Genomic DNA, 25,353 nt, shown 5'->3' on the forward strand with positions numbered 1-25,353 from the left:
GCTAATCCGGCGGCGCCAAGAGAAAACCGCTGTGCAGTTTGGCAAAATGTAACTACAGAACATTCCACGTCGAAAACCTGCGCTGTAATTTGGCAAAATGAAGTAAGAGAGTTGCCGACATCACGCAACTTATCCAAATTCAAAAGCCCCGATAAAATTAAAAAATCGGGGCTTTTCCTTGATAGCTCTCAAACAGCAGGCAAAGCAATCTCTTCCACACCGCCCAAATAAGGACGCAATGCGCTCGGGATGCGGATCGAGCCGTCTTCCCGCTGATGGTTCTCCAGCAGAGGAATCAAAATCCGCGGCGAAGCGACCGCCGTATTGTTCAAAGTATAGCAATACTTCAACCGGCCAGCCGCATCTTTGAACCGGATATTGGAGCGTCTTGCTTGGAAATCGAGCAGAAGGGAAGACGAATGGGTTTCGCCATAGGCTTGCCGGCTTGGCATCCAGGTTTCGATGTCGTATTGTTTGTAAGTTTTTTGTGACATATCGCCTATGCATACGGCCATCACTCGGTACGGCAACTCCAGCAGTTGAAGCAGCTGCTCCGCGTTTTCGGTAATCTCTTTCAGCATCCGCTCCGCCATTTCTATATTGTCCTCGCAAATGATCACCTGCTCGACCTTCGCGAACTGGTGAACCCGATACAGGCCGTGAACATCTTTGCCGGCGGACCCTACCTCATTGCGGAAACACAGCGACGCTGCGGCCAGCTTAATCGGTTCCGTCACGTCCACGATCTCGTTGCTGTAATACGAAACAAGCGGAACCTCCGACGTGCCGACAAGCCACCGATCTCCTTCCGTCAGCCGATACGTCTGGTCCTCGCCGGTTGGGAAATAGCCGGTACCCAGCATCGACTCCGTTCGGACCATTAATGGCACGTCGAGCAGATGGAATCCCCGGCTGAGCAGCATATCCAAGGCAAGCTGCTGCACCGCCCGATGGAGTAAAGCCCCTATACCGTTCAAATAATAGTTCCGGCTTCCGGCGGTTTTCACACCCCGCGGTAGATCGATCAAACGGTGAAGCTCGCCCAGCGCCACATGATCCCTCGGTTCGAATGAGAAAGCCGGAACCTCTCCAACCCTGCGCAGCTCCACATTGTCTTCATCCGAACGTCCGACAGGCGTGTCAGGGGATACGATATTCGGCACCCGCATCATCAGCTGTGTAAAAACCTTTTCGACTTCCCGCAGCGTTTTTTCCAACTGCTCCATTTCCGTTTTGAGTTGCGATACTTGCCGTTTCCCATTTTCGGCGTCCTGCAGGTTACCCTCTTGGAACAGCCGGCTGATCTGTTGAGATAACCGGTTCCGTTCTTGGCGATATCCCTCCACTTGCTTAAGGAGAAGCCGCCTTTCCTCATCGAGCTCAACCAATTCCGCTACGGATAACGGAATTCCTTTCAGATCCGCCGTCGTTTGAATCAGCTCCTGATTTTGCCTGATCCTCTTGATGTCTAACATGCTACCGCGCTCCTTTGAGAATAAAATACAAAAAGCGCCCTCATCCCAATGGGACGAGGAGCGCTTCATTCTCGCGGTGCCACCCAAATTGACGGAACAGCCGGAGCGTTCCATCCACTTTCGTTCCGCGGTAACGGGCGGTGCCGGTTAACTTAGGGAGATTCGAGTGCTCCTTGACGAAAACGCCTCCGAGTTGGATGCTCTTCATCGGCATATTAGTCGTATTTGGAACCAGTATATCGGAGGCATGCCATATTTACAAGCGGCGTTTAGTCCTCTTCCAAATCCACTTCCGACGGATCCACCAAACCCAGCTCTTCCGCATCTTCAATTCGGTAACTGATCAGTACATATTGGTAGGTTCCTTCGACTTCGTCCCGATCGTCGCTCTCAAACAAATCGACAGACTCCTCGGATTTGTTCATCTTTTGAATGAGAGCACCCAGAGACTCCCGCCATTCCCGGCCGGTCTTGCGGCTTGTGGAACTGATGAAATCGACGTGGTACGGATTTAGATCGATCCTGCCTCCTTTCGCTTTTTCCTCACGGACTTTCTCCAATCCTTTTTGAATAAGCCGTAACCCGGGATCCAATCGCCGGTGAATGAGGGCAACCGTCGTTTCCAGATGCTCCGCTTGCTCCTCGATGTTGCCTTTATAAATCACGCCGTCCAAATCGGCAGCCTGATAGTAATGCTCAGTCAAGTTGCCGTGCTGGCGCGTTTCCTTCACTTCCAAAAGCTCTGCCTTGACCATCTTCTTCACATGATAATACAGCCGCAGTGGATCTTCGCCTAATTGCTCCGCGAGTATTTTCACGGTGACGGGTTTATCGGAAGCCAAATGAAGGATCCGGCTGCGGCGCGGGTCCGAAAGAATTTTCAACAGCTCCATGGTGCTGGTCTTCCGTTTCATGTATCGAATGCCTCCTGCCTAAAACGGCTCTTATTCAAGCATAGCACACATCCAACAATGACAGCATACCTCCGGCAATCAGTCTGTGGTCCAGATAACCTTAACTTTGGCCATGATGGACACGACAAACAGCACCATGACGACAGAGGAAACGAGCATGAGCGTGGGAATCGGGATGCCCGCAGATAACAAAATGGATACCAGCGCGTAGGAGAGGGGGATAAAACCCATGGATGCGGTGGACAAAACGCCTTGTACACGTCCCATCATATCCGTCCGCACCATTTGTTGGATGAGAGCAGAAGTCAAAATATTACTGAAAGACACGAAAAAACCGATCGCAAACATCAAGACGATTCCTTGCCACACTGCGGTAATCTGACTCAACAACGCAGTGGCTGCACCCAGCAACAGAATCAACCCCATGGCAATCAGTGCTCTCTTCCTTTTGAGATTGAGAATTCCCGAGAGAATCGATCCTGCCATCATGCCCACGGCAATGGAAGATTCAAGATAACTGAGGGCAAGTACATCGCCGTGTAACGAATGCTTCACCAAAACCGGCATGCCGGCGTTGAGGGGGCCTGCAAACAGCAGGTTGATAATAATGGACACGCCCATCAAGATCAGCAAAAAGCTGAAGCTCTTAACATAAGTAATTCCGTCTTTTAGTTCCTTCATAAACTTTTGCTTCTCGCCGGCAGCAGCAAGGCGTTCTTCGCGCAGGAATCGGATGGTCACACCGGCGAGCAGGAGGAAAAGAGCGCTGACGGCGAAAGAGACTTCGAACGACACGAATTTCAAAAGAAGTCCCGCGAGCGCCGGCCCGAGAAGGAAGCACAGCTGATTCGTCGTTTGAATAATGGAATTTCCGCGGACAAGCTGATTTTTCCCAATGATTTGCGGGAGCAGAGAACCGTTGGCCGGCCAGAAGAATGCGTCCAGCACGCCGAAAATCAGAGCAAACACCAGCAGACCCCAAATGGATAAGGAATGATACGAAAGGAGCGCCACCAGTGCAAAAATCATGATCCCGCGACTAACATTGACGAGGGATAGGATGGTTGACCTTGGAATCCGATCCGCCGCCACTCCGCCGAACGTCATGAGCAAAACCCTTGGTATTGTAGTCACCATCATGACGACGCCCAGCCACGATTCGCGGTCCAGTTTTTGCACGACGAACCAAGCCTCGGTGAGCAGATAGACCGAAAATGCGAGACTGGTGAGACCGGAGCCCAGCCACAAAATGAGGAACCTTGCGTTCGTCCAAACCGGCCTTTCCACATTCGCCGTTGCGAACACGCCTTGTCTTTCCATTTCCATATTTGCAGCCTCCGTCTCCCATTCGCTGAAATTTGATTCATCATTGTAATTTATTTCAACGATTGATTTTATCTTAATGGGGAATCGGATCGTTGTCTATAGCGATTTTTCCATTGTTTTCACGATTTTTGTACAAGGAAAATAGCATTTTAAGGCGAATACATTGAAGTATTGTCTCATTTTATCCAATTATCGGGGGCTGCTCTGAAATGTCGACCGCGAACGAAGCGAAAGCTGTTTCTCTTCCACGTTATTTGAGCCGCACCGTTATTCCCGCCGTGATCGGAGCGGGAGTACTGGCCGCGGGTTTGCTGTATGCCAATGGGATCAAGCCTGAGAATTCCGGCTTTTGGCCGGGTGTGGGGACGATGGCTGTTGCAGGAGCGCTGCTCGGGGTGCTGATCGGTTATTTAAATTACAGGCGATTCGTTTCTCCTATGAACAGCATCATTCAGCATATACGGCGTATGGCGGATGGAGATTTGAGCCATCAATTGGACATTTCGCGAATCGGCATGCTGGGGCCGATCGGCGAGTCGGTGAACCGGTTGACGGACAACTTGGGCAACGTGATGGCCGAAGCCAACCGCACGTCCGAGCAGGTGTCCACGTTGTCGGAATCGCTCAAAGTGACGACGAGGGAAAATACGGCCGCACTGCAACAGGTTGCCGCATCCATTCAACAAACCGCGGGAGAGAACCATACGCAAGCACAGGACATGGATTCGGTACAGGAGTCGGTGAGCGGCATTCACCACCTGGTTACGGATATCGCGGATAAAACGGGCGCTGTCTCGGACACCGCCGCCCAAATGACCGCCGAAGCGGAAGCAGGCCGAAAGGCGCTGCAAGAAGTTGTCGCGCAAATGAACCAAATTCAAAAAAGCGTATCCGCTTCTCAATCGACGGTCCATGTGTTGAATGAGCGGATGCAAGCGATCGGCGAAATCATGGGAGTCATCACACTTATCGCTTCCCAGACCAACTTGCTCGCGTTAAATGCCGCCATTGAGGCGACGCGCGCAGGCGAGAACGGCCGGGGGTTCGTCGTGGTGTCCACGGAAATCCGCAAGCTGGCCGACCAATCGCATGGCGCCATCGCGAAAATATCCGATATTTTAGAAGCTATCGAGCAAGACAGCTCCAAATCCACCCGGCTGCTCGATCAGGAATCCGAGGAAGTGGCGGTGGGCATTCAATTGATCGGACAAACCTCCCGCATGCTGGACAACATTCACCGGCTGACTGGACAGGTAGCGGAATCGGTGCAATCCGTCTCGCAGGAGATCGGCACGATCGCCAGCCGTTCCTTGGACAGCCGGGAGCACATGGAGCGTATGACCGGCCGGATCCGCTTCTCATTCGCCGAAACGGACAATGCGGCGGCGGTCATCGAGGAATTGCTTGCTTCCACGGAGAACATCCAGAGTGTAATGGAACAGCTGCACGAGACGGCTGTCGCGCTGGAACAACACATTCGGGAATTTCAATCGTAATTCATACCGCACACACGAGAATGAAAGAGGTCATTATCTTCGGATAATGGCCTCTTTGTATTTTAGGCTGAGTAATTTGGGCAGAATAGCCGCAAGCGGTCCAACCGAGCACAAACTGGACCCAACGAGGTGTGTTCCATGATCCAGTTTATTAATGTCACGAAGCGATATAACGAACGTACGATGGTGTTAAAGGGGATCAATCTCGAGATCAAGGACGGCGAACTGGTCACTTTGATCGGACCGAGTGGCTGCGGCAAATCTACGACCATGAAAATGATCAATCGGCTCATCGAGCCGACTTCAGGCCAGATTCTGATCGACGGACAGGACATTTCCCGGCTGAATCCCGTGGAACTCAGAAGAAATATCGGCTATGTGATCCAGCACATCGGTCTCTTCCCGCATATGAAAATCAAGGACAACGTCTCGATTGTTCCGCGCCTGAAGGGCATGCCGAAAGAACATTACGAAAAAAGAGTGGATGAGCTGCTGGACATGGTCGGACTGAATCCCGACCATTACCGGGACCGGTATCCGTTCGAATTAAGCGGCGGGCAGCAGCAGAGGGTCGGGGTGATTCGCGCAATGGCCGCGGAACCGTCGATTATTTTGATGGACGAGCCGTTCAGCGCTCTGGACCCGATCAGCCGCGAGCAGCTTCAGGACGAATTGATCCGTCTGCAGGAGGAAGTAAAAAAGACGATCGTGTTCGTGTCCCATGACATGGATGAAGCGCTGAAAATTGCCGATCGCATCGTGCTCATGAAAGCCGGGGAAATCATTCAAGCGGACACACCGGACCGTATCATCCGCAGGCCCAAAAATGACTTTGTCCGCACGTTCATCGGAGAAAATCGGCTGCAGGAGTCGGAAAACATCTCGGTCGAAGACGTGATGCTCACCAATCCGGTAACGGTGTACTTGTGGCGCGGGCTTGCTCATGGCGCACAGCTCATGAGACGCCACAGAGTGACCACGCTGCTCGTCACGGACCGGAACCGCATGTTCAAAGGCATCGTCACCAAAGAATTGCTGGAACAATTTTACCGCCAGGAAGAGCTGTCGCTGGAAGAGATCATGAAAACCGATGTTCCCGTCATTCCGGTCGGCACCGCTGTGGGAGAGGCTGTCGACGTCATGAAACAACACGGATTAAACAGCATTCCCGTCATACACCCCAACGGACAATTAGCCGGGCTGGTGACCAACTCCAGCTTAATCGACGCCCTGCTCAAACAGATTTGATTCGGAGGCCGCCATGAATTTGTGGGACGTAATCGCAGGCAGGCAAGACGACATAATTCGTGCGACGCTCGAGCATATCCAAATATCATTTATCGCCTTGTTGATCGCGATCGTGATCTCCATCCCGACCGGTCTGCTTCTCACGCGCATGCCGCGCCTGGCTGCACCGGTGATCGGAATCGCTTCCCTGTTCCAGACGATCCCCAGTTTGGCGCTGCTCGGATTTATGATTCCGCTGCTCGGGATCGGCATGGTTCCGGCCGTTGTCGCCTTAACCGTCTATGCCCTGCTGCCGATACTCCGCAATACGTACACGGGCATCATGAACGTGGGGAAGCCGATCAAGGAATCAGGCGTAGGCATGGGGATGACGAGTTTCCAAGTCATGACCAAAATCGAACTGCCACTGGCCATGAGCGTCATTATGGCGGGAATCCGAACCGCCACCGTCATGCTGATCGGTGTGGCGACACTGGCTTCTCTGGTCGGGGCGGGAGGCCTGGGGGACTTAATTTTCCGGGGAATATCCACGGTGAATACGCAACTGATTTTGGCGGGTACGATTCCCTCAGCGCTGCTTGCCTTACTGTTCGACTTCCTTCTTTCGCGCATGGAGAGCGCCGTTACGCCGATAGGAATCCGCAAACCGGGAAAAGCTGTCTCCAAGTTCAGAAGAAGATTCGAAATCGCCGTCGTATTGGTTCTGGTGCTCGCTCTCGTCGTCGGGATCGCTGCCAGGTTTTTGCAGTCCCGTTCCGATTCCATTGTCATCGGGGGAAAAAATTTCACCGAACAAGAAATCCTCGTGCACATGATGGCCTCCCTGATTGAAGCCAAAACCGACTTAAAGGTCGTACGAAAGCCGTTTTTGGGTGGTACGGAAGTGACGCACAGCGCGCTGACTAAGGGCGATATCGACATTTACCCGGAATATACCGGGACCGGATGGACGGCGGTTTTGAAACAAAAACCCGTCGTCGGCAAACCGGAAGAAACCTATAACCGGGTCAAAGCCCGGTATGAGAAGGATTTTGGCGTCACCTGGATGAAGCCGATCGGATTTAACAACACCTACACGCTCGCCATGAGGAAAGATAGGGCGGATGGTTTGGGGATTCGTACTTTTTCGGATTTAGCCGCGCAATCTCCGAACTTGATTCTCGGGGCTACCCATGAATTTTTGGAGCGGACCGACGGATTTAAAGGTTTGGCACAGGTTTACCCGATGAGATTCAAAAGCCTGAAGGGATTGGATCCCGGTTTAACTTACGGCGCGGTAAAAGAAGGTACAACTGACGTCAACGATGCCTTTGCCACGGATGGACGCATCGCCGCGTTCAAGCTGCAGGTGCTGAAGGACGATAAACGGTTTTTTCCGCCTTATTTTGCGGCAGCGGTCATTCGAATGGACACACTGCAGGCTCATCCCGAGCTGCGTGAAGTCTTGAACCTGCTGGCCGGCAAAATCGATGACCAAACGATGTCCATCTTGAACGGACAAGTGGATCTTGAAGGAAAGCAAGCCAGGAATGTCGCGGAAGACTGGCTCAGAAAGTCCGGGTTGCTTCAATAAGAAGTTGGCGCGAGAAACCCGGACGTTCAAAAAGATTTCTTTCGATGGGTCTTCAGCCCTATACCATTTTTTTCAAGTACATCTTATGATAGTTTCATAGTACGAATATCCCAAGTGAAAAAGGCAAATCACGGGAAACCGTGAGACGCAAAGCCAAGGGCCTGACCCACGTCGCAGACGCTGGATGGCAGCCGGTTGCCACAAGGAATCATAGGTCTTTTGTCTATGAGCCTTGTAGAGGGCTCATTTTTTGTTGTCTACACATTTCATTCAAGGAAGGAAGGATTGCAGGATGAAGAAGCGTGCAGCCGCTAAGTTCTCGTTTGTACTCTCTCTTATGCTTGTTTTGCAATTGTTATTGTCCGGAGTGTCCGCATTCGCGGCCACGAGCAGCACCATGCTTCCGCCAAGTAATTTGGCGGCTCAGCTTGTGACGCCGGATGATGTGAAACTGACCTGGAGCGACGTATATGGAGCTTCCGGTTATAACGTGTACGGAATCACGGAAGGGCAAATGACGCTGCTGGGCACGTCCAAGACGGCCGCTTACGCCATCAATAATCTTCCGGAAGGATCGTATACATATGTCGTCTCAACGCTGGGGCCGGACGGAGAATCCGGGCCGTGCGCACCGGTAAGCGTAAACATCGTATATCCTTCCATGAGTGCGCCGGCAACTTTAACCTCCAGCATTCATAACGGGAATGATATTGTACTCAATTGGGCGGCATCCGCTTACGCGGAAACGTACAAGGTATTTCAAATTTCCGCAGACGGCCAGCCTACACTGGCAGGAACGACGGCAGCCAAAACCTACTCGGTAGTCAACGCCGCAGCCGGCAATTATATTTACGCCGTTTCCGCGGTCAACTCCCTGTATGGAGAATCACCGCTCTCGCCTTCGACAGAAGTGACGGTCGTGACGCCGGTCATGACGGCTCCGTCAGGCCTTACATTTTCGATCGCCAACACCAACGATCTCACCTTGAAATGGAACGCGGTGACCTACGCCAAAGGCTACAACGTCTATCAAATTGTCGACGGCGAGAAAGTATTGAAAGGCACCGCAGCTTCCACTTCGGTAACTTACAACAAGCAGCCGGCCGGCGATTACACGTACGAAGTGCATTCCTACAGCGACAGGTTCGGTGAGTCGGCTGAAGGCAGCCGGATTAACGTGACGGTAAGCTCCGTGACGATGACCCCGCCCGCCAGCTTCACGTACAAAGTGCAAAATTTGAACGACGTCGTCTTCACTTGGACAGCTTCAACCAACGCGAACAGCTACAAGCTTTATCAGCTGGTGGACGGGCAGCCGGTTCTGAAAAGCACGGTTACCGGACTCACGACCACTTTGACGAACCATCCTGCAGGCGACTATACGTACGAGATTCGCTCCTACAGTGATCGTTTCGGCGAGTCAGCCGAAGGCACCCCGGTATCCTTCTCGATCGGCGCCGTCACGATGGCTCCGCCGACGGATCTCTCATATAAGCTTGTGAACGGCAACGACATCGTACTGACATGGACGGCGGCGGCCAACGCCAACAACTATAAAGTGTACCAGCTGGTGAACGGCGTCAAGACGCTCAAAAGCACCGTATCCGCTGCGACCGTTACGTTTGCCAACCAACCGGCGGGGGACTACACCTATATCGTAACTTCCAACTCCACCAAGTTCGGCGAATCCGCGGATGGCAGTCAGGTTGCGTTCACGCTCGTTCCTCCTGTGATGAAGCCGCCGGCGGATGTGACACAAAAAATGATAAGCGCAACCTCTTTCAGCTTAAACTGGACGACTTCGGATTACGCGACAAGCTATAAGGTGTACCAGATCGTCAACGGGCAAAAAGTGCTGAAAAGCACCGTGTCCGCAACGACAGTTACCTACTCGTCCATGACGCCGGGAGCGTATACCTATGAAGTTCATTCCGTATCGACGCGTTTCGGAGAGTCCCCGGAAGGATCTCTGCTGACATTTACGCTAGACGGACAGGTGATGGAACCGCCGGCAAATCCGACCTATACCATCACGAACGGCAATGACGTGAAGCTGCAGTGGACCGCTGCGCCGTACGCGACGAGTTATAAAGTTTATCAAATTGTGAACGGACAAGAAGTGCTCAAGAGTACGGTGACCACGACCAACGTTTCTTACACGAACCAAGCGGCCGGTGACTATGAGTTCGTCATCCGTTCCGTTTCCGCTCAGTTGGGCGAATCGCCGGAAGGCGCTTATGTCGCGTTCCCGCTCGTATTCCCGGTAATGGCGGCGCCGGGCAGCTTCGCTTACAAAATTCAGAACGGTAACGATGTCGTGCTGACTTGGGCCACCGTTCCTAATGTGAACAGCTTTAAAGTGTACGAGCTTGTGAACGGACAGGAAATTCTGAAAACAACAACGACGAGTCTATCGGTCACCCTCACCAATCAACCGGCCGGCGAACATACTTACGTCGTACATTCCGTAAGCACTCGATTCGGCGAGTCCCCGGAAGGCAGCCAGGTCTCGTTTACGTTGACGTTCCCGGTCATGCAAGCTCCGGCAAATTTGACGAAGTCGATTGCGAACGGCAACGACATTACGTTGAATTGGAATGCCGTTACTTACGCGACGGGCTACAAAGTCTATCAAATCGTGGATGGACAGCCGGTATTGGTGAAGACACTCACCGGATCAGCAGTTTCCGTCACTTTCGCCAAAATGCCGTTCGGTCCATACGAATATCGGGTGCATTCCTACAGCGACCGTTTCGGGGAATCGCCGCTCGGCAGCACGATCTCGTTCACTTTGGCGGAATATACGATGCAGCCGCCGGCGAATTTGACGCAGACGATCACGAACGGCAATGACATCACTTTGAGATGGACAGCGGCAACTTACGCTACAGCCTACAAGGTGTACAACATCGTGGACGGCGAGCCCGTGCTTCTCAAAACGGTCACGACCACATCCGCGGCTTTCGTCAATATGCCGGAAGGCGACTATCAATTCGAGGTTCATTCTTTCAGCGATCGTTTCGGGGAATCGGAGCAAGGCAGCCAAATTGGCGTAATTATCGTTTTCCCGGTCATGCAAGCACCGGCGGGACCCGCTTACACGCTGGCGAACGGCAACGACTTCACCTTGAAATGGTCGGCCTCATCCTACGCGACGAACTATAGAATCTACCAGGTAGTCGACGGCCAGAAGGTGCTGAAAAAGACACAGACGCAATTAAATCTTACCTACACCAATATGCCGGAAGGCGACTACCGGCTTGAGGTTCACTCGTACAGCGACCGTTTCGGAGAATCGCCGGAGGCTGCGGTCATCAGCTTCAACCTGAAGTGGCCGGTGCTGCTGCCGCCTGCGCTGAAAGGCAGCGTATTTAATGCCAACAACATCACGTTTACTTGGCCGAGTGCGGCATGGGCGAACGAATATCGTCTTTATGAAGTGACGGGCGACACCCGCCAGCTGCTGTACAAAGGAACCGCGCTGACCTACAAGGTGTACAACCTGAGCGAAGATACTCACCGTTATGTGGTGACGACGTACAATACACGCTTTGGCGAGTCTGCGCCGTCTGATGTATACAGCGAAACCATCATCTATCCGATCATGCAGCCGCCGGTGGCCAACTTGAAGTTGACCGGCGATACGAGCGCTCTCGTATATTGGGACTTCGTTACCTACGCCAACGGCTATAACCTCTATGAGCTGGTGGACGGAAAGCCTGTTCTTGTGGCGGCGAACATCAATAACTTGTCGTACACCCTGACAAATTTGCCTTATGCCGATCATGAATACTACGTCACATCCTACAGTAACTCGTTCGGTGAATCGGAACCGTCGAATGTCGTGCTGGCCAAACTGATCATCGACACGAAGCCGCCGGTTACAACCGCCGTCGCGCCTGCCGGATGGTCGAATGAGCCGCAGACGGTCACCCTGACGGCCACCGACGATATAACGGGCGTCAAAAGTACGTATTACTCGGTGAACGACGGTGCTTATGCGGAGGGTAACTCCATTCGCGTAGAAGAAGAGGGCACGACCAAAATCTCCTTCTACTCCGTAGACAAAGTGGGCAACCGGGAAACGGCGCAAACGATCTACGTCAAAGTGGACAAGACCGCACCGGTAACGCAAGCCAAAGCACCTTCGGACTGGGCGATATCCCCGGTGCTGGTGCTGAATGCAACCGACGAACTCAGCGGCGCGGCGAAAACTTACTACTCCATTAACGGAGCCGCATACGTTGAAGGGAATACCGTCACGGTGACAGAAGAAGGCATTCAAAAAGTATCGTTCTACTCTGTTGATGCGGCGGGCAACAAAGAGCAAGCGCAAACCGTCGAAGTGAAGTCGGACCGCACCGCTCCGGTCACGGAGTCCAACGCTCCCGCGGGCTGGCAGAAAGAAACGGTGAACGTGGCATTCCGTGCATCCGACGCGCATAGCGGAGTGGATCAAACGTTCTTCTCGGTGAACGGCTCGACATTTACGGAAGGAACATCCGTAAGCCTGGATCAAGAAGGCATTCATGAAATTTCGTTCTACTCGGTGGATCACTCAGGCAACAAGGAAAAGACCCGCACCGTAGAAGTGAAGATCGATCATACGGCTCCTGTGACGACCTCCGACGCGCCGGAAGGCTGGGTCAATAAAGCCGTCACGATCAACCTGAAAGCCTCCGACGCGCACAGCGGCGTCGCCCATACGTTCTATTCGGTTGACGGTACGGCTGAGGTGGAAGGCACTTCGGTTACGGTAGACCAAGAAGGGATTCATCATATTTCCTTCTACTCGATCGATGCGGCAGGCAACAAGGAAGAAGCCCGGACCGTGGTAGTGAAAATGGACGGTACCGCACCGGTAACCGAATCCGACGCGCCGCAAGGCTGGGCGAAGGATAACGCAGCCGTGAAGCTTGGCGCAACGGATGCGCTGAGCGGCGTCGCCCATACATTCTATTCGGTAGACGGTTCGAAGTATGTGGAAGGGAACACCTTAACGATTGCAACGGAAGGCATCCATACGATCGCTTACTACTCGGCAGATGCTGCAGGGAATGTGGAAAAGGTTAAAACCGTAACCGTGAAGGTGGACAAATCGGCACCGGTGATTTCAATGGATTTGGCCGGTCCATACAAGCTCGGCACGGAATTGCCGCTGACTTACAAAGCAAGTGACGATCTGTCGGGCATCGCATCCGAGGAAATGACCGTAATCGTCGGTAACTCCGCCTCGGGTACGACGGTAACGAACGGAGGCTCCATCAAGCTGGACAAACCGGGCGTTTACACGGTCACGGTCACGGTGACCAACGGCGCCGGATTGACAACCACGATCACCAGGAAATTGGAAGTATACATCCTGGCCACGATTGAAGTGACGCCTAAAGTGATCAACGGCAACAACGGGGTGTTCACCGTTCGGGTCGACTTGCCGTCGGGCTTCGGCACCCAAGGCTTTGACTTAAACAGCGCGCACCTCAACGGCGTCAAAGCCCTAAGCTCGAACAACGGATATTACAACCAGGCGCAGAACGGCCAGTTCAAATTTGAACGCTCCGATTTCCCTTGGTCTCCGGGCGAAGTGAAGCTCGAATTCCGTTGTATGCTGAATGGATACCTTGTAATCGGACAAACAACGGTGACCGTCAAAAAATAATTCGGTTCCCAAGACAAGACCAACCAGGATTCTCTGGTTGGTCTTGTTGTGATATTATGGGATTTGTCAGCGTTTCCAAAACAGCTGTCAGAGGAGCTGGATCCGATGAAAAACAGGTTTGTCAACTCGCCCATGACGTATGCGTTCGGCATGCTGGCCATGATGATCCCGGTGCAGGCATTCAGCTCGTTTTACAGTTTTTATTATGTGGAGACGCTGGGTCTCGGAGTCGGATTGGCCACGCTGGCGCGGACGATCTACATGATTTGGGACGCGGTGGATCAGCCGATGTTCGGCTACTTATCCGATAAAACAAGAACCCGCTGGGGCAGGCGGAAGCCGTGGATTTACTCGGCCATGCCTTTGTTTGTGCTCACCTTCGTCATGATGTTTTCCGTACCGGAAGGTACTTCCGGGATGCAGCTGTTCTACTGGTTCCTCATTTCACTTATGCTGTACGAAACCGTGTCGACCGTGCTGTGGGTGAATTACGGAGCCTTGTTCCCGGAGCTGTACAGAGGCGATAAGATCCGCGCGAAAGCATCCGCCATCCAGCAGGTTTTTCAGATCATCGCGCTTCTCATCGGTTCTGCCTTGACGCCGCTGCTTTATACGAACTTCGGTTTTGACAAAATGTCGATGGTCTATGCATTGGCTTTTGTCGTGTTCATGTGGATTTGTATGCTGACTGTGCGTGAGCAGCCGAAAGCCAGCTTGGAACAACCTCTGAAGCTGGGGGATGCCTTTAAGGAGACGTTGAAAAACAAAGAGTTTTGGCTGTTCAACATTGCCAATTCCTTCGCGCAGACCGTGAACGGATTGCTCGGTTCGATGATTCCTTTTTACGCCAAATATGTGTTGAAGTTAGAGTCGGAAGGAGAAGTGTCCATTTTCCTGGCCTCCGTGTTCGTATCCGTCATTCCTCTCGTGGCGATTTGGTATGGGGTTGTCCGCAAATTGGGAGGGATCCGGGCGTGGCGCCTGGCATTTCTTATGTACGCGCTCTCCGTCATTCCTTTATGGTTTGCACAAGGGCTGGGGGGAGGAATTGCCGCCGGCGTAAGCGCCGGTTTCGGGCTCGCGGGATTCCTGGTTACTCCTGCCGTGCTGAGCGGGCGAATTATCGATCTGGACGAGGAGCGGACGGGAAGAAGAAGGGAAGGGATGTATACGGCGGTGGCCGGATTTATTACGCGCTCCAGCGGGCTGATTTCGGCCATGGCTTTCTGGATCGTCGGGATGGCCTTTGGTTACGTAAGCGGGAAAAATCCGGGACCGAATCCGGAAATGGCCTTTAAATATTTGATCAGCGTCATTCCGTTCTGTCTGCTGCTCGTATCCTTCGTCATTTCTCTTGTACTGAAGCGTTCCTCGCTGGAACCGGCCGTTGCGCCGACCGACCGCCATCTGAGCGTGTAGAGGTGATCTCATGAGCAAATACCTGATCCTCAATTGCGACGACTTCGGGCAAAGCAGGGCGGCCAATACGGCGATTCAACATCTGCTTTCGGAAAAAAAGGTATCTTCGGCCACGATCATGCCACCTGCGCCCGGCTTCCAAGAAGCCGCAGCATGGGTGCGGGAAACCGGCAACCGCAACATCGGCTTGCATCTTACGTTTACCAGCGAATTCGCCGGGTTCCGCTGGCCGAGTCTGACCGGGCATCCTTCTCTTCATGACGAGAGCGGGAACATGCACATGACGGTCGAGGCATTCGAGCGAAACGCGGATCCGGCTGCTGTCAAAGCGGAAATGCTCGCTCAGTTCGAAGCCGTGAAGCAGGCGGGAATTCCGATCTCTCACGTGGACAATCATATGGGCTCTCTGTACGGCATCGCAACGGGACGCAGCTATCTTCCGACGGTATTATGGCTATGTGCCAAAAGGCGTCTTCCGTTTCGTATTTTCCGCAATATTTACGAGAAAGACGAATTTCTCGCTTCCATTCCGAATGCCAAGGAAATCCTGGCGAAGGTGGTGACGCTCGCGGATGCGCTCGGCGTCGCCATGCCGGATTATCTGCTCTCGCACCCTTATCATATCGAGGAGGGAGAAACCTACGACCGGTTCAAAGCATCGCTGATCCGCAAACTCTACGAACTGCCGGAAGGCGTGTGCGAGACCTATATCCATCCGGGGATCGATGACGAAGAGATGCGCAGGCTGATTCCTTCCTGGGAGAAGCGGGTGTGGGAATACCGGCTCGTGCAGGACCCCGATTTTACCTACGCCCTTCGGGACGCGGGTGTGACGTTAACGGATTATTATTATGTCAAATCTCATTTGAAACGTCCGAGAGTGGGTTCGATCATGGCGTTATTGAAATTGCTTGTGAAACAACTGCAATAACCCCGAACCGGCAAAATGGCCGTCCCGCATACCATGGCAGGACGGCCTTCTCACAATTTAAGCTTTTTGTTCGTACAGCTTTAGGATCTCGACGATCACATCCACGGCTTTCTCCATCGTCTCCACGGAGACGTATTCGAAACGGCCGTGCCAGTTCTCGCCGCCCGCGAACAGATTCGGTGTCGGCAGTCCCATGTAGGACAGCTGGGACCCGTCCGTGCCGCCGCGGATCGGTTTGATGATCGGCTTAATGCCGAGGTTTTCCATCGCTTCATGGGCGATATCGACCACTTCTTTGACGGGCTCGATTTTCTCCCGCATGTTGTAGTATTGATCCTTCAAGCTTAGCTGGATTCGGTCTTCGCCGTAGACGGATTGGAGCTCGGAGACGATCTCGGTCAACCGGGCCTTCCTGGCATTGAACCGGTCCCGGCTATGGTCGCGGATCAAATACTGCAATTTTGCATGGTCCACGTCTCCGTTTAAAAGCTGAAGATGATAGAAGCCTTCATAACCTTCCGTATATTCGGGCGCTTCCTGTGCGGGAAGCTTGCTGCCCAACTCCATGGCGATTTTGACCGCGTTGACCATTTTGCCTTTGGCATAGCCCGGATGTACGACTTTGCCCTGGATTGAGATTTTGGCTTCCGCGGCGTTGAAGCTTTCGTACTCGAGCTCGCCGAGCTCGCCGCCGTCCAGCGTATACGCGACATTCGCGTTAAAGGCGGCGACGTCGAACTTGTGCGGGCCTCTGCCGATCTCTTCATCCGGGTTGAAGCAGACGCGGACTTTGCCGTGTTTGATTTCCGGGTGCCGGATGAGGTATTCCATAGCCGTCGTGATTTCGGCGATGCCCGCCTTATCGTCGGCGCCGAGCAGCGTGGTACCGTCCGTCGTGATGAGCGTGTGGCCGACGTACTTTTTCAAGTCCGGGAACTGCTCAGGGGACAGAACGATCTGTTGTTCTGGGTTCAACACGATATCTTTGCCGTCGTAGTTGTCTACGATTTGCGGTTTGACGTCCGCTCCGCTGAATTCGGTCGCGGTGTCCAGGTGGGCGAGAAAGCCGATCGTCGGCACCTGCTTGTCCGTGTTCGAAGGCAGGGTGGCCATGACGTAACCGTTCTCGTCCATCGTCACTTCCTCCATGCCGATTGCTTTCAGCTCTTCCGCCAGCATGCGGCCGAGCGTCAGCTGTCCGGGTGTGGAAGGACAGGTTTCGCTGTCGTCATCGGACTTCGTATCCACCTGCACGTACGATAGGAATCTTTTGATCATCTCTTCTCTCAAAGGGTCTTCATCTCCTAGAAATCATTTTCACCAATCAAGAATGCTGCAAGTTATACTAAGAATAGTCTAAACGGAATCATAACATAGGAAGAAGGAAATTTCTTTGCCTCGACTCGTGTATGGCGCGCTTATTTTGCTTAGTCTCATTTGGGGCGGTTCGTTCTATTTCATCAAAATGCTGTTGGAGGATTTCGGCCCGTGGAGTATCGCGTTTTTGCGGTCTGCTGCAGGACTCGCGGTGGTCGTAATCATCATGCTGGTTCTCCGTAAACCGTTCGGGTTCCGGACGGTTCCGTGGATCCCTATGGCGATCATGGCCACGATCAATACCGCGATTCCGTGGGCGCTGATCGGTACCGGAGAGACCCGGCTGACCAGCAGCATCGCCTCGATCTTGAACGCGACGACTCCGGCGTGGACGATCGTGGTCGGCATGCTGTTCTTCAAAAACAAATCCAACCGCAATCAGTGGCTTGGGCTGGCGCTGGCTACGGTCGGACTTCTCGTGCTGCTCGGCATTACGCCGGGATCCGTCGGCTCGGTGAACTTGCTCGGAGCGGCCCTTTTGCTGTGCGCTTCGTTCTGTTATGGCGTCGGATCGCAGCTATCCAAGCGATTGCAGGTCTCGATGTATCAAGTCACGTTCGGCACGCTGCTCACATGCTCGGTAGTGAGCGGAATTATGGCGTTTGCCACGGAACAGGTTCCGCTCCACCGGCTCACGTCCGTGTCCGTCTACCCAATGGTGATTGGCCTTGGTGTGTTTGGTTCCGGTTTTGCTTACATTCTGTACTATTACATGGTGCAAAAAGGAAGCCCAGAATTCGCGTCCATGGTGACGTACCTCGTGCCGTGCACGGCGCTCATTTGGGGATACAGCCTGCTGGGAGAGCATATCGGCTGGAATTTAATTGTCGGACTATTCATCATCCTGTGCGGTGTGTTCCTGGCGGGCAGGAAACCGGTAAAAGCCCGGGTACCATCAGTGGAATCTTCAAAAAGCGCTTGACTTAGAGTCAGCTCTAACCGATACAATGGCGGCTTAGTGAGCCCAACACCAAATTTGCCGTGAAGGAATCGACTCACGACAAGCTCACAGTTCTTGAGGAGGAATGCCGCATGTTGAATAGATCATTCACAGCTTGAAGCAAACCGGAATGAGCCTCGAGGACATTGCAGCTATTACCGAAGACGGCTGTCTGTTGTCAACGGCTGAACGGCATCCCTCCGAACTCAAGGCCGCGCTGAGCAAAAGAATGGATTTGCTGAACCGCCATATATCCCGCTTGGACGAACAAATACGGCAACTGGAGACGGTCAAAGCGCTCGCCCGGCAAAAAACGGCTTACTACTCTGCAGTTTTGGATGGGAACACCGATTCGGACCGATCCTGAAAATGTTTTCGCAGGTATCGGAACAACTGGACATGAATGGTGGTCATCACCAAGTACATACAAAAGGAATGCATAAGATTCCATTTCTTGAAAGTGAACACATGACATTGAACGGACAGCCATTCGTAACCGACGCAAAACAGGGACCAGCCGATAATCCACGCTGTGAACCAAAGTCCTTTCGGGTCCAGCTTGTCGTACAAATACACGCACAACAGCGCATAAGGCGCGTATAAGAAGTAACTGAAAAAATCCATCCACTCATAGGTGGGCCGGTCATTAATGTCATACATATCCACAGGCGGAATTGCGATCGCATGGTCCATCATGATGGCCGCCGATACGCAAAACATCACGATCAAGATGGAGATCGAGTGGGGATAACGAACCGGCGCAAAAAACACCCATGCAAATCCCAGCAACGAATTCAGGATGATGAACCACTCATTGGCGTCAAACCGTGCGGGCGGATATAGAAACATGCTAAGCCATTTCCTTTCTCAGCCGGCTCCGGAACCATAGCCAGGAGTAATGAACGAGCAAAAACAGGACGAGCCATTCGATCGGAGACCACCAAAATTTCCAACGTTCATACGAAAAAAGGTCAAGGTTCACAGTGAGATATTCCAGCCCTGTGAGCAGAAGGATACCGAACGGCAGCCAGACCCATTTTTGATACGGGCGCCGCACCACCATACGATCGAAATAATACACGATCAACAAAGGGATCAGCACCACTCTCTCGAACACGATCGTCCAATAAAACGGTAACCGATCCGCGAAACGGAACAGATGCAAGTTGACGGTGGTGATGGTGACGAAATTATGATGAATGATCAAGATGATCATCCACAGGAACAAAATTTCGAAGATGTGCAGGTTTTTCTTGGTCACCGCATAAGTGATGCCGACGATCATCGTAAGAGAGAAGAAGATGGATAAGACCATGCTGCATCCTCCGAAGTCAGCTTGCTATCGCCTAGAATTCCCATTCGCAAAAGAAGCCTATTCCAAAATTGTTCCATTGCGAGTCATTTCGCCAAAACTTCCTATTGCTTCCATTTCATGAAAACGCTAACATAAAGATACCTAGCCTAATTCGTGAGGTGATGAAGTTGGGCACCCGTCTGTTATCGGAGTACTTGATTAAAAACTGTTATCCAGAGATCCGGTATGTGCGCATTCACACGACAGCCAAAAACACCGCCGTCATATACGCCTGGAATGAAGACCTGAAGTTGACCGACCCGGAAATTACCCGGTTGAAAAGGTTCGCCGCCGGCTATCTTTCGCCTTATGTATGCTTCACAGTCAAAGAATACCGGATGATCCGAACGGATCAGGTACCGCCTGTCTACGATTTGCCCGAGCACATTATGGAAGCTGCGATGAGCCGCAATCTCGATCAACATAGGATCCTGGCGGTTATCAACCGGATGCTGTCGAACGGAGAATTGACGTTTATGAAATATGATTGGCAGACGGGGATTATCCATTTCGACCTGACGGTCAAACACAAAGTGACCGATATTGAAAAAGACTTGATTCGCCAATACTTGTATGAGCTCATTCCTTTGGGCTCCCGTTTTGCGCTCGACTACTGACTTGAACTTCACACGCGTAAGGCCTCCGCGGAATGCGGGGGCCTTATTTCATGCTTCGGTCAACTGTGCGCATAAAGTAAGCCAGGAACTGGGAGAGTAAAGGGAAAAAGTGCTGCCGAGGTTTTCAGATGTTCAAAAACAGAGGCTCGTCATTCCAACTTGGGGAACGATTGAAGTGGTTGAAAAATCACTTTTCTCATACCTCCGACGTCATCTATCACGATTTCGTTGCGGGGCCGGGCGTCGCATGTGCGCTTGTTCATTTAAAAGGAATGGTCGACCTGGCGGCCATAGAGCAAAGCGTCCTAAAAGTGATTTCTTCGATGGACCCTTCTATGTCCCAACGAGAGTTCGCAGAGCGGCTTCTCGACCATAAGGAACTTCCGATTCAGCAGCAAAGTGTGAAAGAGACGATGGAAGATGCCGCGAAAGGAGTTTTGGACGGACAAGCGCTGCTGCTCATCGACCGCGAACGCCGCTTGCTGGCGTTGACGGTTGCCTCTTTCGAAAAACGTTCGATCCAGGAAGCGCCCAATGAGTCGGTCATTCGGGGACCGAGGGAAGCGTTTATTGAAGATTTGGACACGAATATAACCCTAATGCGCCGTAGATTGAAATCGGAACTTTTAAAAACCGAACTGTATCATATCGGAGAGAGAACCGAAACCGCCGTCGCCCTTCTGTATCTGGAGGACGTTTGCAGCCCCCAACTGCTGGATGAAATGAAGCGCCGTCTGAAAAACATCGATGTCGACGGTGTGTTGGGATCGAGCTATTTGGAGGAAATGATCGACGATAACCCGTACAGTCCGTTTCCTCAAATGCAGTACACCGAGCGTCCAGACGTGGTAGCCGCCTCACTGCTGGAAGGGCGGATTGCTGTATTCGTGAACGGCACACCCATTGTCATTCTGGCTCCGGTCACGATGTTCATGCTCATTCAGTCGGCTGAAGACTATTATCAGCGGTACACTTCCTCCAGCTGGCTTCGCATAATCCGCTACTTTTTCCTCTTCGCTTCGTTATTAATGCCTTCCATTTACATCGCGGTCACCACCTTCCACGCGGACATGATCCCGGAGCGGCTTCTGATGACGATCGCCGCTTCCAGGGAAGTTGTACCGTTTCCCGCACTGGTGGAGGCGTTTATCATGGAGCTTTCCTTCGAAGCGCTGCGCGAAGCGACGCTTCGAATTCCGAAAGCGATCGGGCAGTCGGTGTCGATCATCGGCGCGCTCATTATCGGCACGGCGGCGGTCGATGCCGGAATCGTGTCGGCAGCGATGGTCATCATCGTGTCCTTGACCGGTATCTCGTCTTACATCATTCCGCACTTTGACCTGAGTCTCGCTTTCCGGCTGCTGCGTTTCCCGTTTATGATTTTGGCCGGGATCTTCGGCTTGTTCGGCATCGTCTGCGGCATGATTTTGATTTACCTTCATCTACTCGAGCTTCGCTCCTTCGGCGTGCCTTATTTGGCTCCGTTCGCGCCCGTTCATCTAAAAGATATTAAAGATAGTGTGGTCCGGGCTCCATGGTGGGCGATGATTACGCGTCCGAGTTTCTTCGGCCTTCCCGGCAGGCGCCGGATGGCCTCCCGCAAATGGATGCAGGCACGGGGGAAAGATGGGGGAAATCAGGGATGAAAGCCGCCCGCAGATTCGCTTTTACCTTGCTTATCGGAGTGTTCCTTCTGCAGACAGGCTGCTGGTCGGCTGTGGAACTAAACGAGAGGGCTTTTGCCCGGGTGATGCTGATCGACCAAATGGAAGAGGGGATCGAATTGACGCTGGGGTTTCCGCTCCCCAACCGCCTGCCAAGTCAGGCGGGCGGAGGAGGCGGAGGAGGCGGCGGCAATTCCGAAAACGAGCCGTTTACATACGTAACCAAAACATCCTCGAATCTCGCAGATGCCTACCGGCAAATTCAAACGGATCTGCCCCGCAGAATTACTTTCGGGCAGCTGCGGAATATCGTGATCGGCAGACATCTTGCCGAAAACGGGCTGGAATCGTTCGTGGATTTTATGGCCCGCATTCCGAACATTCATATCAATGCCAATTTATTTATGACCGAAGGAAGAGTGATGCAAATCACGAAATTCCCGGTCTTATTCGAGAAGTTTCCGACAGATATTTTGGCGAGATACGCGAAAAATCAGCTTACCGTCACAGTCACGATGAAAGACCTTCTGGACTCTCTTTACCATGGAGGAGACTTTGTGGTGCCCCTGCTTGTATTCGGAAGGCAAGGCACAACCGAAGTGAAGCCCGACGAGAAGTGGATGAGCACGAACGGTGCCGCGCTGCTCCGCAGCGGTCGGCTGGTGGGTACTTTGACTTCCGAAGAATCGCGAGGTGCTATGTGGATCATGGGGAAGGTCGAGAATACCGAGGTCGATGTGGCATCCCCTGCGGACGGCAAAAATATAAGTTTCTTCATTGAAAGTGCGGGAACCCGTATCCGTTCCGAACTGAGCGGCGGCCATATCCGAATTCACATCACATGCAAGGGGGACGCCAGGGCCATTTTGAGCAATTCAAACATCAATCTGACGGACCCCCGTCAGTTGCGCCAGGTAGAGCGAGCTCTAGAAAATGAATTGAAAGAGAGGATCCGAATGACGATTGAAAAAGTCGGACAATCGCGGACGGACGCCTTTCAACTGGGCCGTTACGTGGAATGGCGGTATCCGCGGCAATGGAATTCGATTCAGCCCGAATGGAGACGCCGATTAGCCACCGACGTCGAAGTGGAACCTCATGTCAAGATTCGGATCATATCTTTCGGGGGCGCACGTAAACCGGAGTGGAACCGTATCATTCCAAATCGAGGAGCAACGTCATGATCGGCATCGCGGCAATATTTCTGCTCATTGGTTACATGGAATGGGCTTACTTGCGCAGGGAGCGGAAGTCCAAGCGGACCGTTCGGATTGTCATCGGGCTGGATGTTATGCTCATAATTTGCTCGGAGGCGGTTTACTTCACTCGAAACGCAGATGTGACGGCGGGCATGATCCTCAATGCTCTTTTTACGCCGATTCAGCGTTTATTGTTCGTCGGGACATAAGGAGGCTAAGACATGGGGAGAATCACTCAGCTGCAAGTTTACATGTTGTTTTCCCAATTTTTGTACTCGACGGCGATCGGTTTTTTTGTCAGCCATTTGGTGAGACAAGCCCGATTTATGGTGTGGGTTTCCGTGCTGCTTGGCGCGGCGATCGGGTTATTGATCACCTATTTCGCTTATCGGCTATCCATAAGGAGGCCGGACCAAACGTTGGGACAATACGGTTCGCAAATTGTCGGCCGGTGGGTCCACTATCCGCTCATGGCAGCGGTGATTGCGGTAAATTTGTACGCTGCGGCGTTCATTACCCGGCAGGTGATCGACTTTATCGTGATCAATTTCCTGCCGGACACACCGCATTGGGCGGTGGCGCTTTTGTTCGGTTTTTGTGTCGCACGCGGCGTACGCTCCGGACCGGTAACCGTTTTCCGCAGCGCACAAGGTTTGTTTTTACTAAGCGTGGCTGCCACGCTGACCTTCCCGTTATTTATATCCAATCAAATAGACACGGATATGGCCATCGCTTTTATTACGTGGTTTGAACCCGCAGGCATTTGGAACGGAACCGTTATCGTTGCGGCCATCTTTTCGGAGATGGCGTTTATCATTTATTTTTTCCCTTATATCACGAAACGGAAATCGATGATGAAATCGTTGAGTTGGGCAACCGTGACGGCTGCACTCGTGGTGCTGATGAACGCGATTCCGACCATTATGCTGTTCGGGCCTGAGCTTACTGCGAATTTGACCTACCCTACACTTGAAGTCATCCGGTTTATACGGGCGGGAACGTTTCTCGAAAATCTGGATCCTCTGTTGATTATCTTCTGGTTATTCACCACGTTTCTGAAAATCGCCATTTTTACGCTCACCGCCTCAATTGCCTTGACGCACACGATGAAAATGGATAACTCCAAATCGTTTTCATCGATGCTCACCGCCGCGGTGTTTGTGTTTTCGATTTATTTGTTTCCGACCGCTGCCCATGTGGAGCGGATCGCGGTTGAAAGCGAAGCGACTTTTCTGTTACTGCCGAATATCGTCCCGGTGATGTATTTGACAGTGGACTGGCTGCGGTCGCTTGCCAAACCTTCCGCGCATAAGGCACAATAAACGCGAAGCGATACGATAATGTCCATTTGGAGGCGTTAAATCATGATTCCTTCCTTGTTTGTCGCCCACGGCTCGCCGATGGTGGCGATCGAAGATAGTGAGTACGCGCGGTTTTTGGATCAATTTGGCCCTGCGTTTCCGCGACCCCAAGCGATCGTGATTTTTTCTGCTCATTGGGAAAGCGGCGTTCAGATGGTGAGCGAGATCGACGAGTATTCCACGATTTACGACTTCGGGGGATTTCCAGAGGAGCTATACCGGATTCAATATCCGGCCAAGGGCGATAAGGCGTTATCTTCGGAGATCGGCCGGCTGTTTACGGAGAACGGTATTTCTTATGAGATGGAGAAAAGACGAGGTTTGGACCACGGTTCATGGACGATATTGCGCCGGATGTACCCCGATGCGGACATTCCGGTCATTGCCATGTCGGTCAACCCGGAATTGTCGCCGGCGGAGCAGTACCGAATCGGTCGGGCGCTGGCGCCGCTGCGGGAGAAGGATGTGCTGATTATCGGCAGCGGAGTCACCGTGCACAATTTCGGCCTGTTCGGCGTACGGGATAGAGCCGCTGTCAAAGCTTTGGCGGACGGTTTCGAAAACTGGCTTCAGGAACATCTGATGAAGTGGGATTTGGATTCGCTGTTTCGTTATGAGACGCTGGCACCTTACGGCACGGTGGCGGTGCCGCCGCAAGCGAAGGAGCATTTCGTTCCGATCTTTTACGCCATGGGAGCCGCTGATGCGGTGCGCACAACGAAGGCTCTTCACCAGAGCCTCATGATGGACATGTTTACGAATACGGTCTATCAGTTCGGCTGATCGGCGGTGCTGAAAGG

At 52.6% G+C, this 25,353-nt stretch carries 21 protein-coding genes and 1 riboswitch; of the genes, 14 read left to right on the forward strand and 7 right to left on the reverse strand.

All coding sequences use genetic code 11. The features are described from left to right. Window positions 1-188 precede the first annotated feature (188 nt). The 4 genes from serS to E5161_RS11370 all read right to left on the reverse strand — a co-directional run bounded on the left by serS (window position 189) and on the right by E5161_RS11370 (window position 3,715). A complete protein-coding gene (gene serS / locus E5161_RS11360) occupies window positions 189-1,475 on the reverse strand; it encodes a serine--tRNA ligase (protein ID WP_136777930.1) in 1,287 nt (428 codons plus the stop codon). A gap of 40 nt (window positions 1,476-1,515) precedes the next feature. Next, window positions 1,516-1,683: a hypothetical protein gene (locus E5161_RS20780; protein WP_169306667.1), complete on the reverse strand. Its 168-nt coding sequence runs from the start codon at window positions 1,681-1,683 to the stop codon at window positions 1,516-1,518. A 61-nt stretch (window positions 1,684-1,744) separates the two neighbouring features. Next, a complete protein-coding gene (locus tag E5161_RS11365) occupies window positions 1,745-2,389 on the reverse strand; it encodes a winged helix-turn-helix domain-containing protein (protein ID WP_136777931.1) in 645 nt (214 codons plus the stop codon). A 78-nt stretch (window positions 2,390-2,467) separates the two neighbouring features. After that, the gene (locus E5161_RS11370; RefSeq protein WP_136777932.1) at window positions 2,468-3,715 is read right to left on the reverse strand and encodes an MFS transporter; all 1,248 of its coding nucleotides are present in this window, start codon (window positions 3,713-3,715) and stop codon (window positions 2,468-2,470) included. A 209-nt stretch (window positions 3,716-3,924) separates the two neighbouring features. Between E5161_RS11370 and E5161_RS11375 the strand changes: the two genes are divergently transcribed. The 6 genes from E5161_RS11375 to E5161_RS11400 all read left to right on the forward strand — a co-directional run bounded on the left by E5161_RS11375 (window position 3,925) and on the right by E5161_RS11400 (window position 16,041). Beyond that, window positions 3,925-5,211: a methyl-accepting chemotaxis protein gene (locus E5161_RS11375; protein ID WP_136777933.1), complete on the forward strand. Its 1,287-nt coding sequence runs from the start codon at window positions 3,925-3,927 to the stop codon at window positions 5,209-5,211. Between the two features lie 138 nt (window positions 5,212-5,349). Beyond that, entirely contained in the window at window positions 5,350-6,459 is a 1,110-nt protein-coding gene (locus E5161_RS11380) for an ABC transporter ATP-binding protein (RefSeq protein ID WP_136777934.1), read from the forward strand. Between the two features lie 13 nt (window positions 6,460-6,472). Further along, window positions 6,473-8,032, forward strand: a complete 1,560-nt coding sequence (locus tag E5161_RS21295) for a glycine betaine ABC transporter substrate-binding protein (RefSeq protein ID WP_136777935.1) — start codon at window positions 6,473-6,475, stop codon at window positions 8,030-8,032. 112 nt (window positions 8,033-8,144) lie between these two features. Continuing rightward, window positions 8,145-8,235: riboswitch (cyclic di-GMP riboswitch) on the forward strand. An 89-nt stretch (window positions 8,236-8,324) separates the two neighbouring features. Further along, window positions 8,325-13,691, forward strand: coding sequence for an OmpL47-type beta-barrel domain-containing protein (locus tag E5161_RS11390; RefSeq protein WP_136777936.1), 5,367 nt, complete (start codon window positions 8,325-8,327; stop codon window positions 13,689-13,691). Between the two features lie 105 nt (window positions 13,692-13,796). Then, window positions 13,797-15,110: an MFS transporter gene (locus E5161_RS11395; RefSeq protein WP_136777937.1), complete on the forward strand. Its 1,314-nt coding sequence runs from the start codon at window positions 13,797-13,799 to the stop codon at window positions 15,108-15,110. 10 nt (window positions 15,111-15,120) lie between these two features. After that, window positions 15,121-16,041, forward strand: a complete 921-nt coding sequence (locus tag E5161_RS11400; protein ID WP_136777938.1) for a polysaccharide deacetylase family protein — start codon at window positions 15,121-15,123, stop codon at window positions 16,039-16,041. Between the two features lie 57 nt (window positions 16,042-16,098). Here the strand turns inward: E5161_RS11400 and pepT are convergent, their stop codons facing one another. Next, window positions 16,099-17,319 carry a peptidase T gene (gene pepT, locus E5161_RS11405; RefSeq protein ID WP_425456516.1) on the reverse strand — a complete coding sequence of 407 codons (1,221 nt, stop codon included), beginning with the start codon at window positions 17,317-17,319 and terminating at the stop codon, window positions 16,099-16,101. 115 nt (window positions 17,320-17,434) lie between these two features. On the opposite strand from pepT, the gene E5161_RS11410 reads away from it, so the two are divergent. Next, window positions 17,435-18,340 carry a DMT family transporter gene (locus E5161_RS11410; protein ID WP_136777940.1) on the forward strand — a complete coding sequence of 302 codons (906 nt, stop codon included), beginning with the start codon at window positions 17,435-17,437 and terminating at the stop codon, window positions 18,338-18,340. Window positions 18,341-18,488: 148 nt separating this feature from the next. Continuing rightward, on the forward strand, window positions 18,489-18,725 hold the full coding sequence (locus tag E5161_RS11415) for a MerR family transcriptional regulator (protein WP_136777941.1): 237 nt from the start codon (window positions 18,489-18,491) through the stop codon (window positions 18,723-18,725). Here E5161_RS11415 and E5161_RS11420 read toward each other — a convergent pair. Further along, on the reverse strand, window positions 18,680-19,207 hold the full coding sequence (locus tag E5161_RS11420; RefSeq protein ID WP_136777942.1) for a hypothetical protein: 528 nt from the start codon (window positions 19,205-19,207) through the stop codon (window positions 18,680-18,682). The two genes, E5161_RS11415 and E5161_RS11420, sit on opposite strands and share 46 nt — an antisense overlap. A gap of 1 nt (window position 19,208) precedes the next feature. Beyond that, on the reverse strand, window positions 19,209-19,673 hold the full coding sequence (locus E5161_RS11425; RefSeq protein ID WP_136777943.1) for a hypothetical protein: 465 nt from the start codon (window positions 19,671-19,673) through the stop codon (window positions 19,209-19,211). Between the two features lie 161 nt (window positions 19,674-19,834). Between E5161_RS11425 and E5161_RS11430 the strand changes: the two genes are divergently transcribed. The 6 genes from E5161_RS11430 (at window position 19,835) to E5161_RS11455 (ending at window position 25,336) form a co-directional block, all read left to right on the forward strand. After that, entirely contained in the window at window positions 19,835-20,329 is a 495-nt protein-coding gene (locus E5161_RS11430; RefSeq protein ID WP_136777944.1) for a hypothetical protein, read from the forward strand. A 128-nt stretch (window positions 20,330-20,457) separates the two neighbouring features. Further along, complete coding sequence (locus E5161_RS11435) at window positions 20,458-21,975, forward strand: spore germination protein (protein ID WP_136777945.1); 1,518 nt, start codon at window positions 20,458-20,460, stop codon at window positions 21,973-21,975. Next, window positions 21,972-23,177: a Ger(x)C family spore germination protein gene (locus tag E5161_RS11440; protein WP_169306668.1), complete on the forward strand. Its 1,206-nt coding sequence runs from the start codon at window positions 21,972-21,974 to the stop codon at window positions 23,175-23,177. The genes E5161_RS11435 and E5161_RS11440 overlap by 4 nt, the downstream gene beginning before the upstream one ends. Beyond that, the gene (locus tag E5161_RS11445) at window positions 23,174-23,401 is read left to right on the forward strand and encodes a hypothetical protein (protein WP_136777947.1); all 228 of its coding nucleotides are present in this window, start codon (window positions 23,174-23,176) and stop codon (window positions 23,399-23,401) included. Before E5161_RS11440 ends, E5161_RS11445 begins: the two co-directional genes overlap by 4 nt. A 12-nt stretch (window positions 23,402-23,413) precedes the next feature. Then, a complete protein-coding gene (locus E5161_RS11450) occupies window positions 23,414-24,514 on the forward strand; it encodes a GerAB/ArcD/ProY family transporter (RefSeq protein WP_136777948.1) in 1,101 nt (366 codons plus the stop codon). 42 nt (window positions 24,515-24,556) lie between these two features. Then, a complete protein-coding gene (locus E5161_RS11455; RefSeq protein WP_136777949.1) occupies window positions 24,557-25,336 on the forward strand; it encodes a DODA-type extradiol aromatic ring-opening family dioxygenase in 780 nt (259 codons plus the stop codon). The last annotated feature ends 17 nt before the right edge of the window (window positions 25,337-25,353 follow it).

Origin of the sequence: Cohnella pontilimi (assembly GCF_005049045.1) — a bacterium.
GTDB lineage: Bacteria > Bacillota > Bacilli > Paenibacillales > Paenibacillaceae > Cohnella > Cohnella pontilimi.

Excerpts from the sequence above, each read along its gene's own strand:
- serS (WP_136777930.1), bottom strand. The coding sequence starts at position 1,475 with ATGTTAGACATCAAGAGGATCAGGCAAAATCAGGAGCTGATTCAAACG.
- E5161_RS20780 (WP_169306667.1), bottom strand. The coding sequence starts at position 1,683 with ATGAAGAGCATCCAACTCGGAGGCGTTTTCGTCAAGGAGCACTCGAAT.
- E5161_RS11365 (WP_136777931.1), bottom strand. The coding sequence starts at position 2,389 with ATGAAACGGAAGACCAGCACCATGGAGCTGTTGAAAATTCTTTCGGAC.
- E5161_RS11370 (WP_136777932.1), bottom strand. The coding sequence starts at position 3,715 with ATGGAAATGGAAAGACAAGGCGTGTTCGCAACGGCGAATGTGGAAAGG.
- E5161_RS11375 (WP_136777933.1), top strand. The coding sequence starts at position 3,925 with ATGTCGACCGCGAACGAAGCGAAAGCTGTTTCTCTTCCACGTTATTTG.
- E5161_RS11380 (WP_136777934.1), top strand. The coding sequence starts at position 5,350 with ATGATCCAGTTTATTAATGTCACGAAGCGATATAACGAACGTACGATG.
- E5161_RS21295 (WP_136777935.1), top strand. The coding sequence starts at position 6,473 with ATGAATTTGTGGGACGTAATCGCAGGCAGGCAAGACGACATAATTCGT.
- E5161_RS11390 (WP_136777936.1), top strand. The coding sequence starts at position 8,325 with ATGAAGAAGCGTGCAGCCGCTAAGTTCTCGTTTGTACTCTCTCTTATG.
- E5161_RS11395 (WP_136777937.1), top strand. The coding sequence starts at position 13,797 with ATGAAAAACAGGTTTGTCAACTCGCCCATGACGTATGCGTTCGGCATG.
- E5161_RS11400 (WP_136777938.1), top strand. The coding sequence starts at position 15,121 with ATGAGCAAATACCTGATCCTCAATTGCGACGACTTCGGGCAAAGCAGG.
- pepT (WP_425456516.1), bottom strand. The coding sequence starts at position 17,319 with ATGATCAAAAGATTCCTATCGTACGTGCAGGTGGATACGAAGTCCGAT.
- E5161_RS11415 (WP_136777941.1), top strand. The coding sequence starts at position 18,489 with ATGAGCCTCGAGGACATTGCAGCTATTACCGAAGACGGCTGTCTGTTG.
- E5161_RS11420 (WP_136777942.1), bottom strand. The coding sequence starts at position 19,207 with ATGTTTCTATATCCGCCCGCACGGTTTGACGCCAATGAGTGGTTCATC.
- E5161_RS11425 (WP_136777943.1), bottom strand. The coding sequence starts at position 19,673 with ATGGTCTTATCCATCTTCTTCTCTCTTACGATGATCGTCGGCATCACT.
- E5161_RS11430 (WP_136777944.1), top strand. The coding sequence starts at position 19,835 with ATGAAGTTGGGCACCCGTCTGTTATCGGAGTACTTGATTAAAAACTGT.
- E5161_RS11435 (WP_136777945.1), top strand. The coding sequence starts at position 20,458 with ATGTTCAAAAACAGAGGCTCGTCATTCCAACTTGGGGAACGATTGAAG.
- E5161_RS11440 (WP_169306668.1), top strand. The coding sequence starts at position 21,972 with ATGAAAGCCGCCCGCAGATTCGCTTTTACCTTGCTTATCGGAGTGTTC.
- E5161_RS11445 (WP_136777947.1), top strand. The coding sequence starts at position 23,174 with ATGATCGGCATCGCGGCAATATTTCTGCTCATTGGTTACATGGAATGG.
- E5161_RS11450 (WP_136777948.1), top strand. The coding sequence starts at position 23,414 with ATGGGGAGAATCACTCAGCTGCAAGTTTACATGTTGTTTTCCCAATTT.
- E5161_RS11455 (WP_136777949.1), top strand. The coding sequence starts at position 24,557 with ATGATTCCTTCCTTGTTTGTCGCCCACGGCTCGCCGATGGTGGCGATC.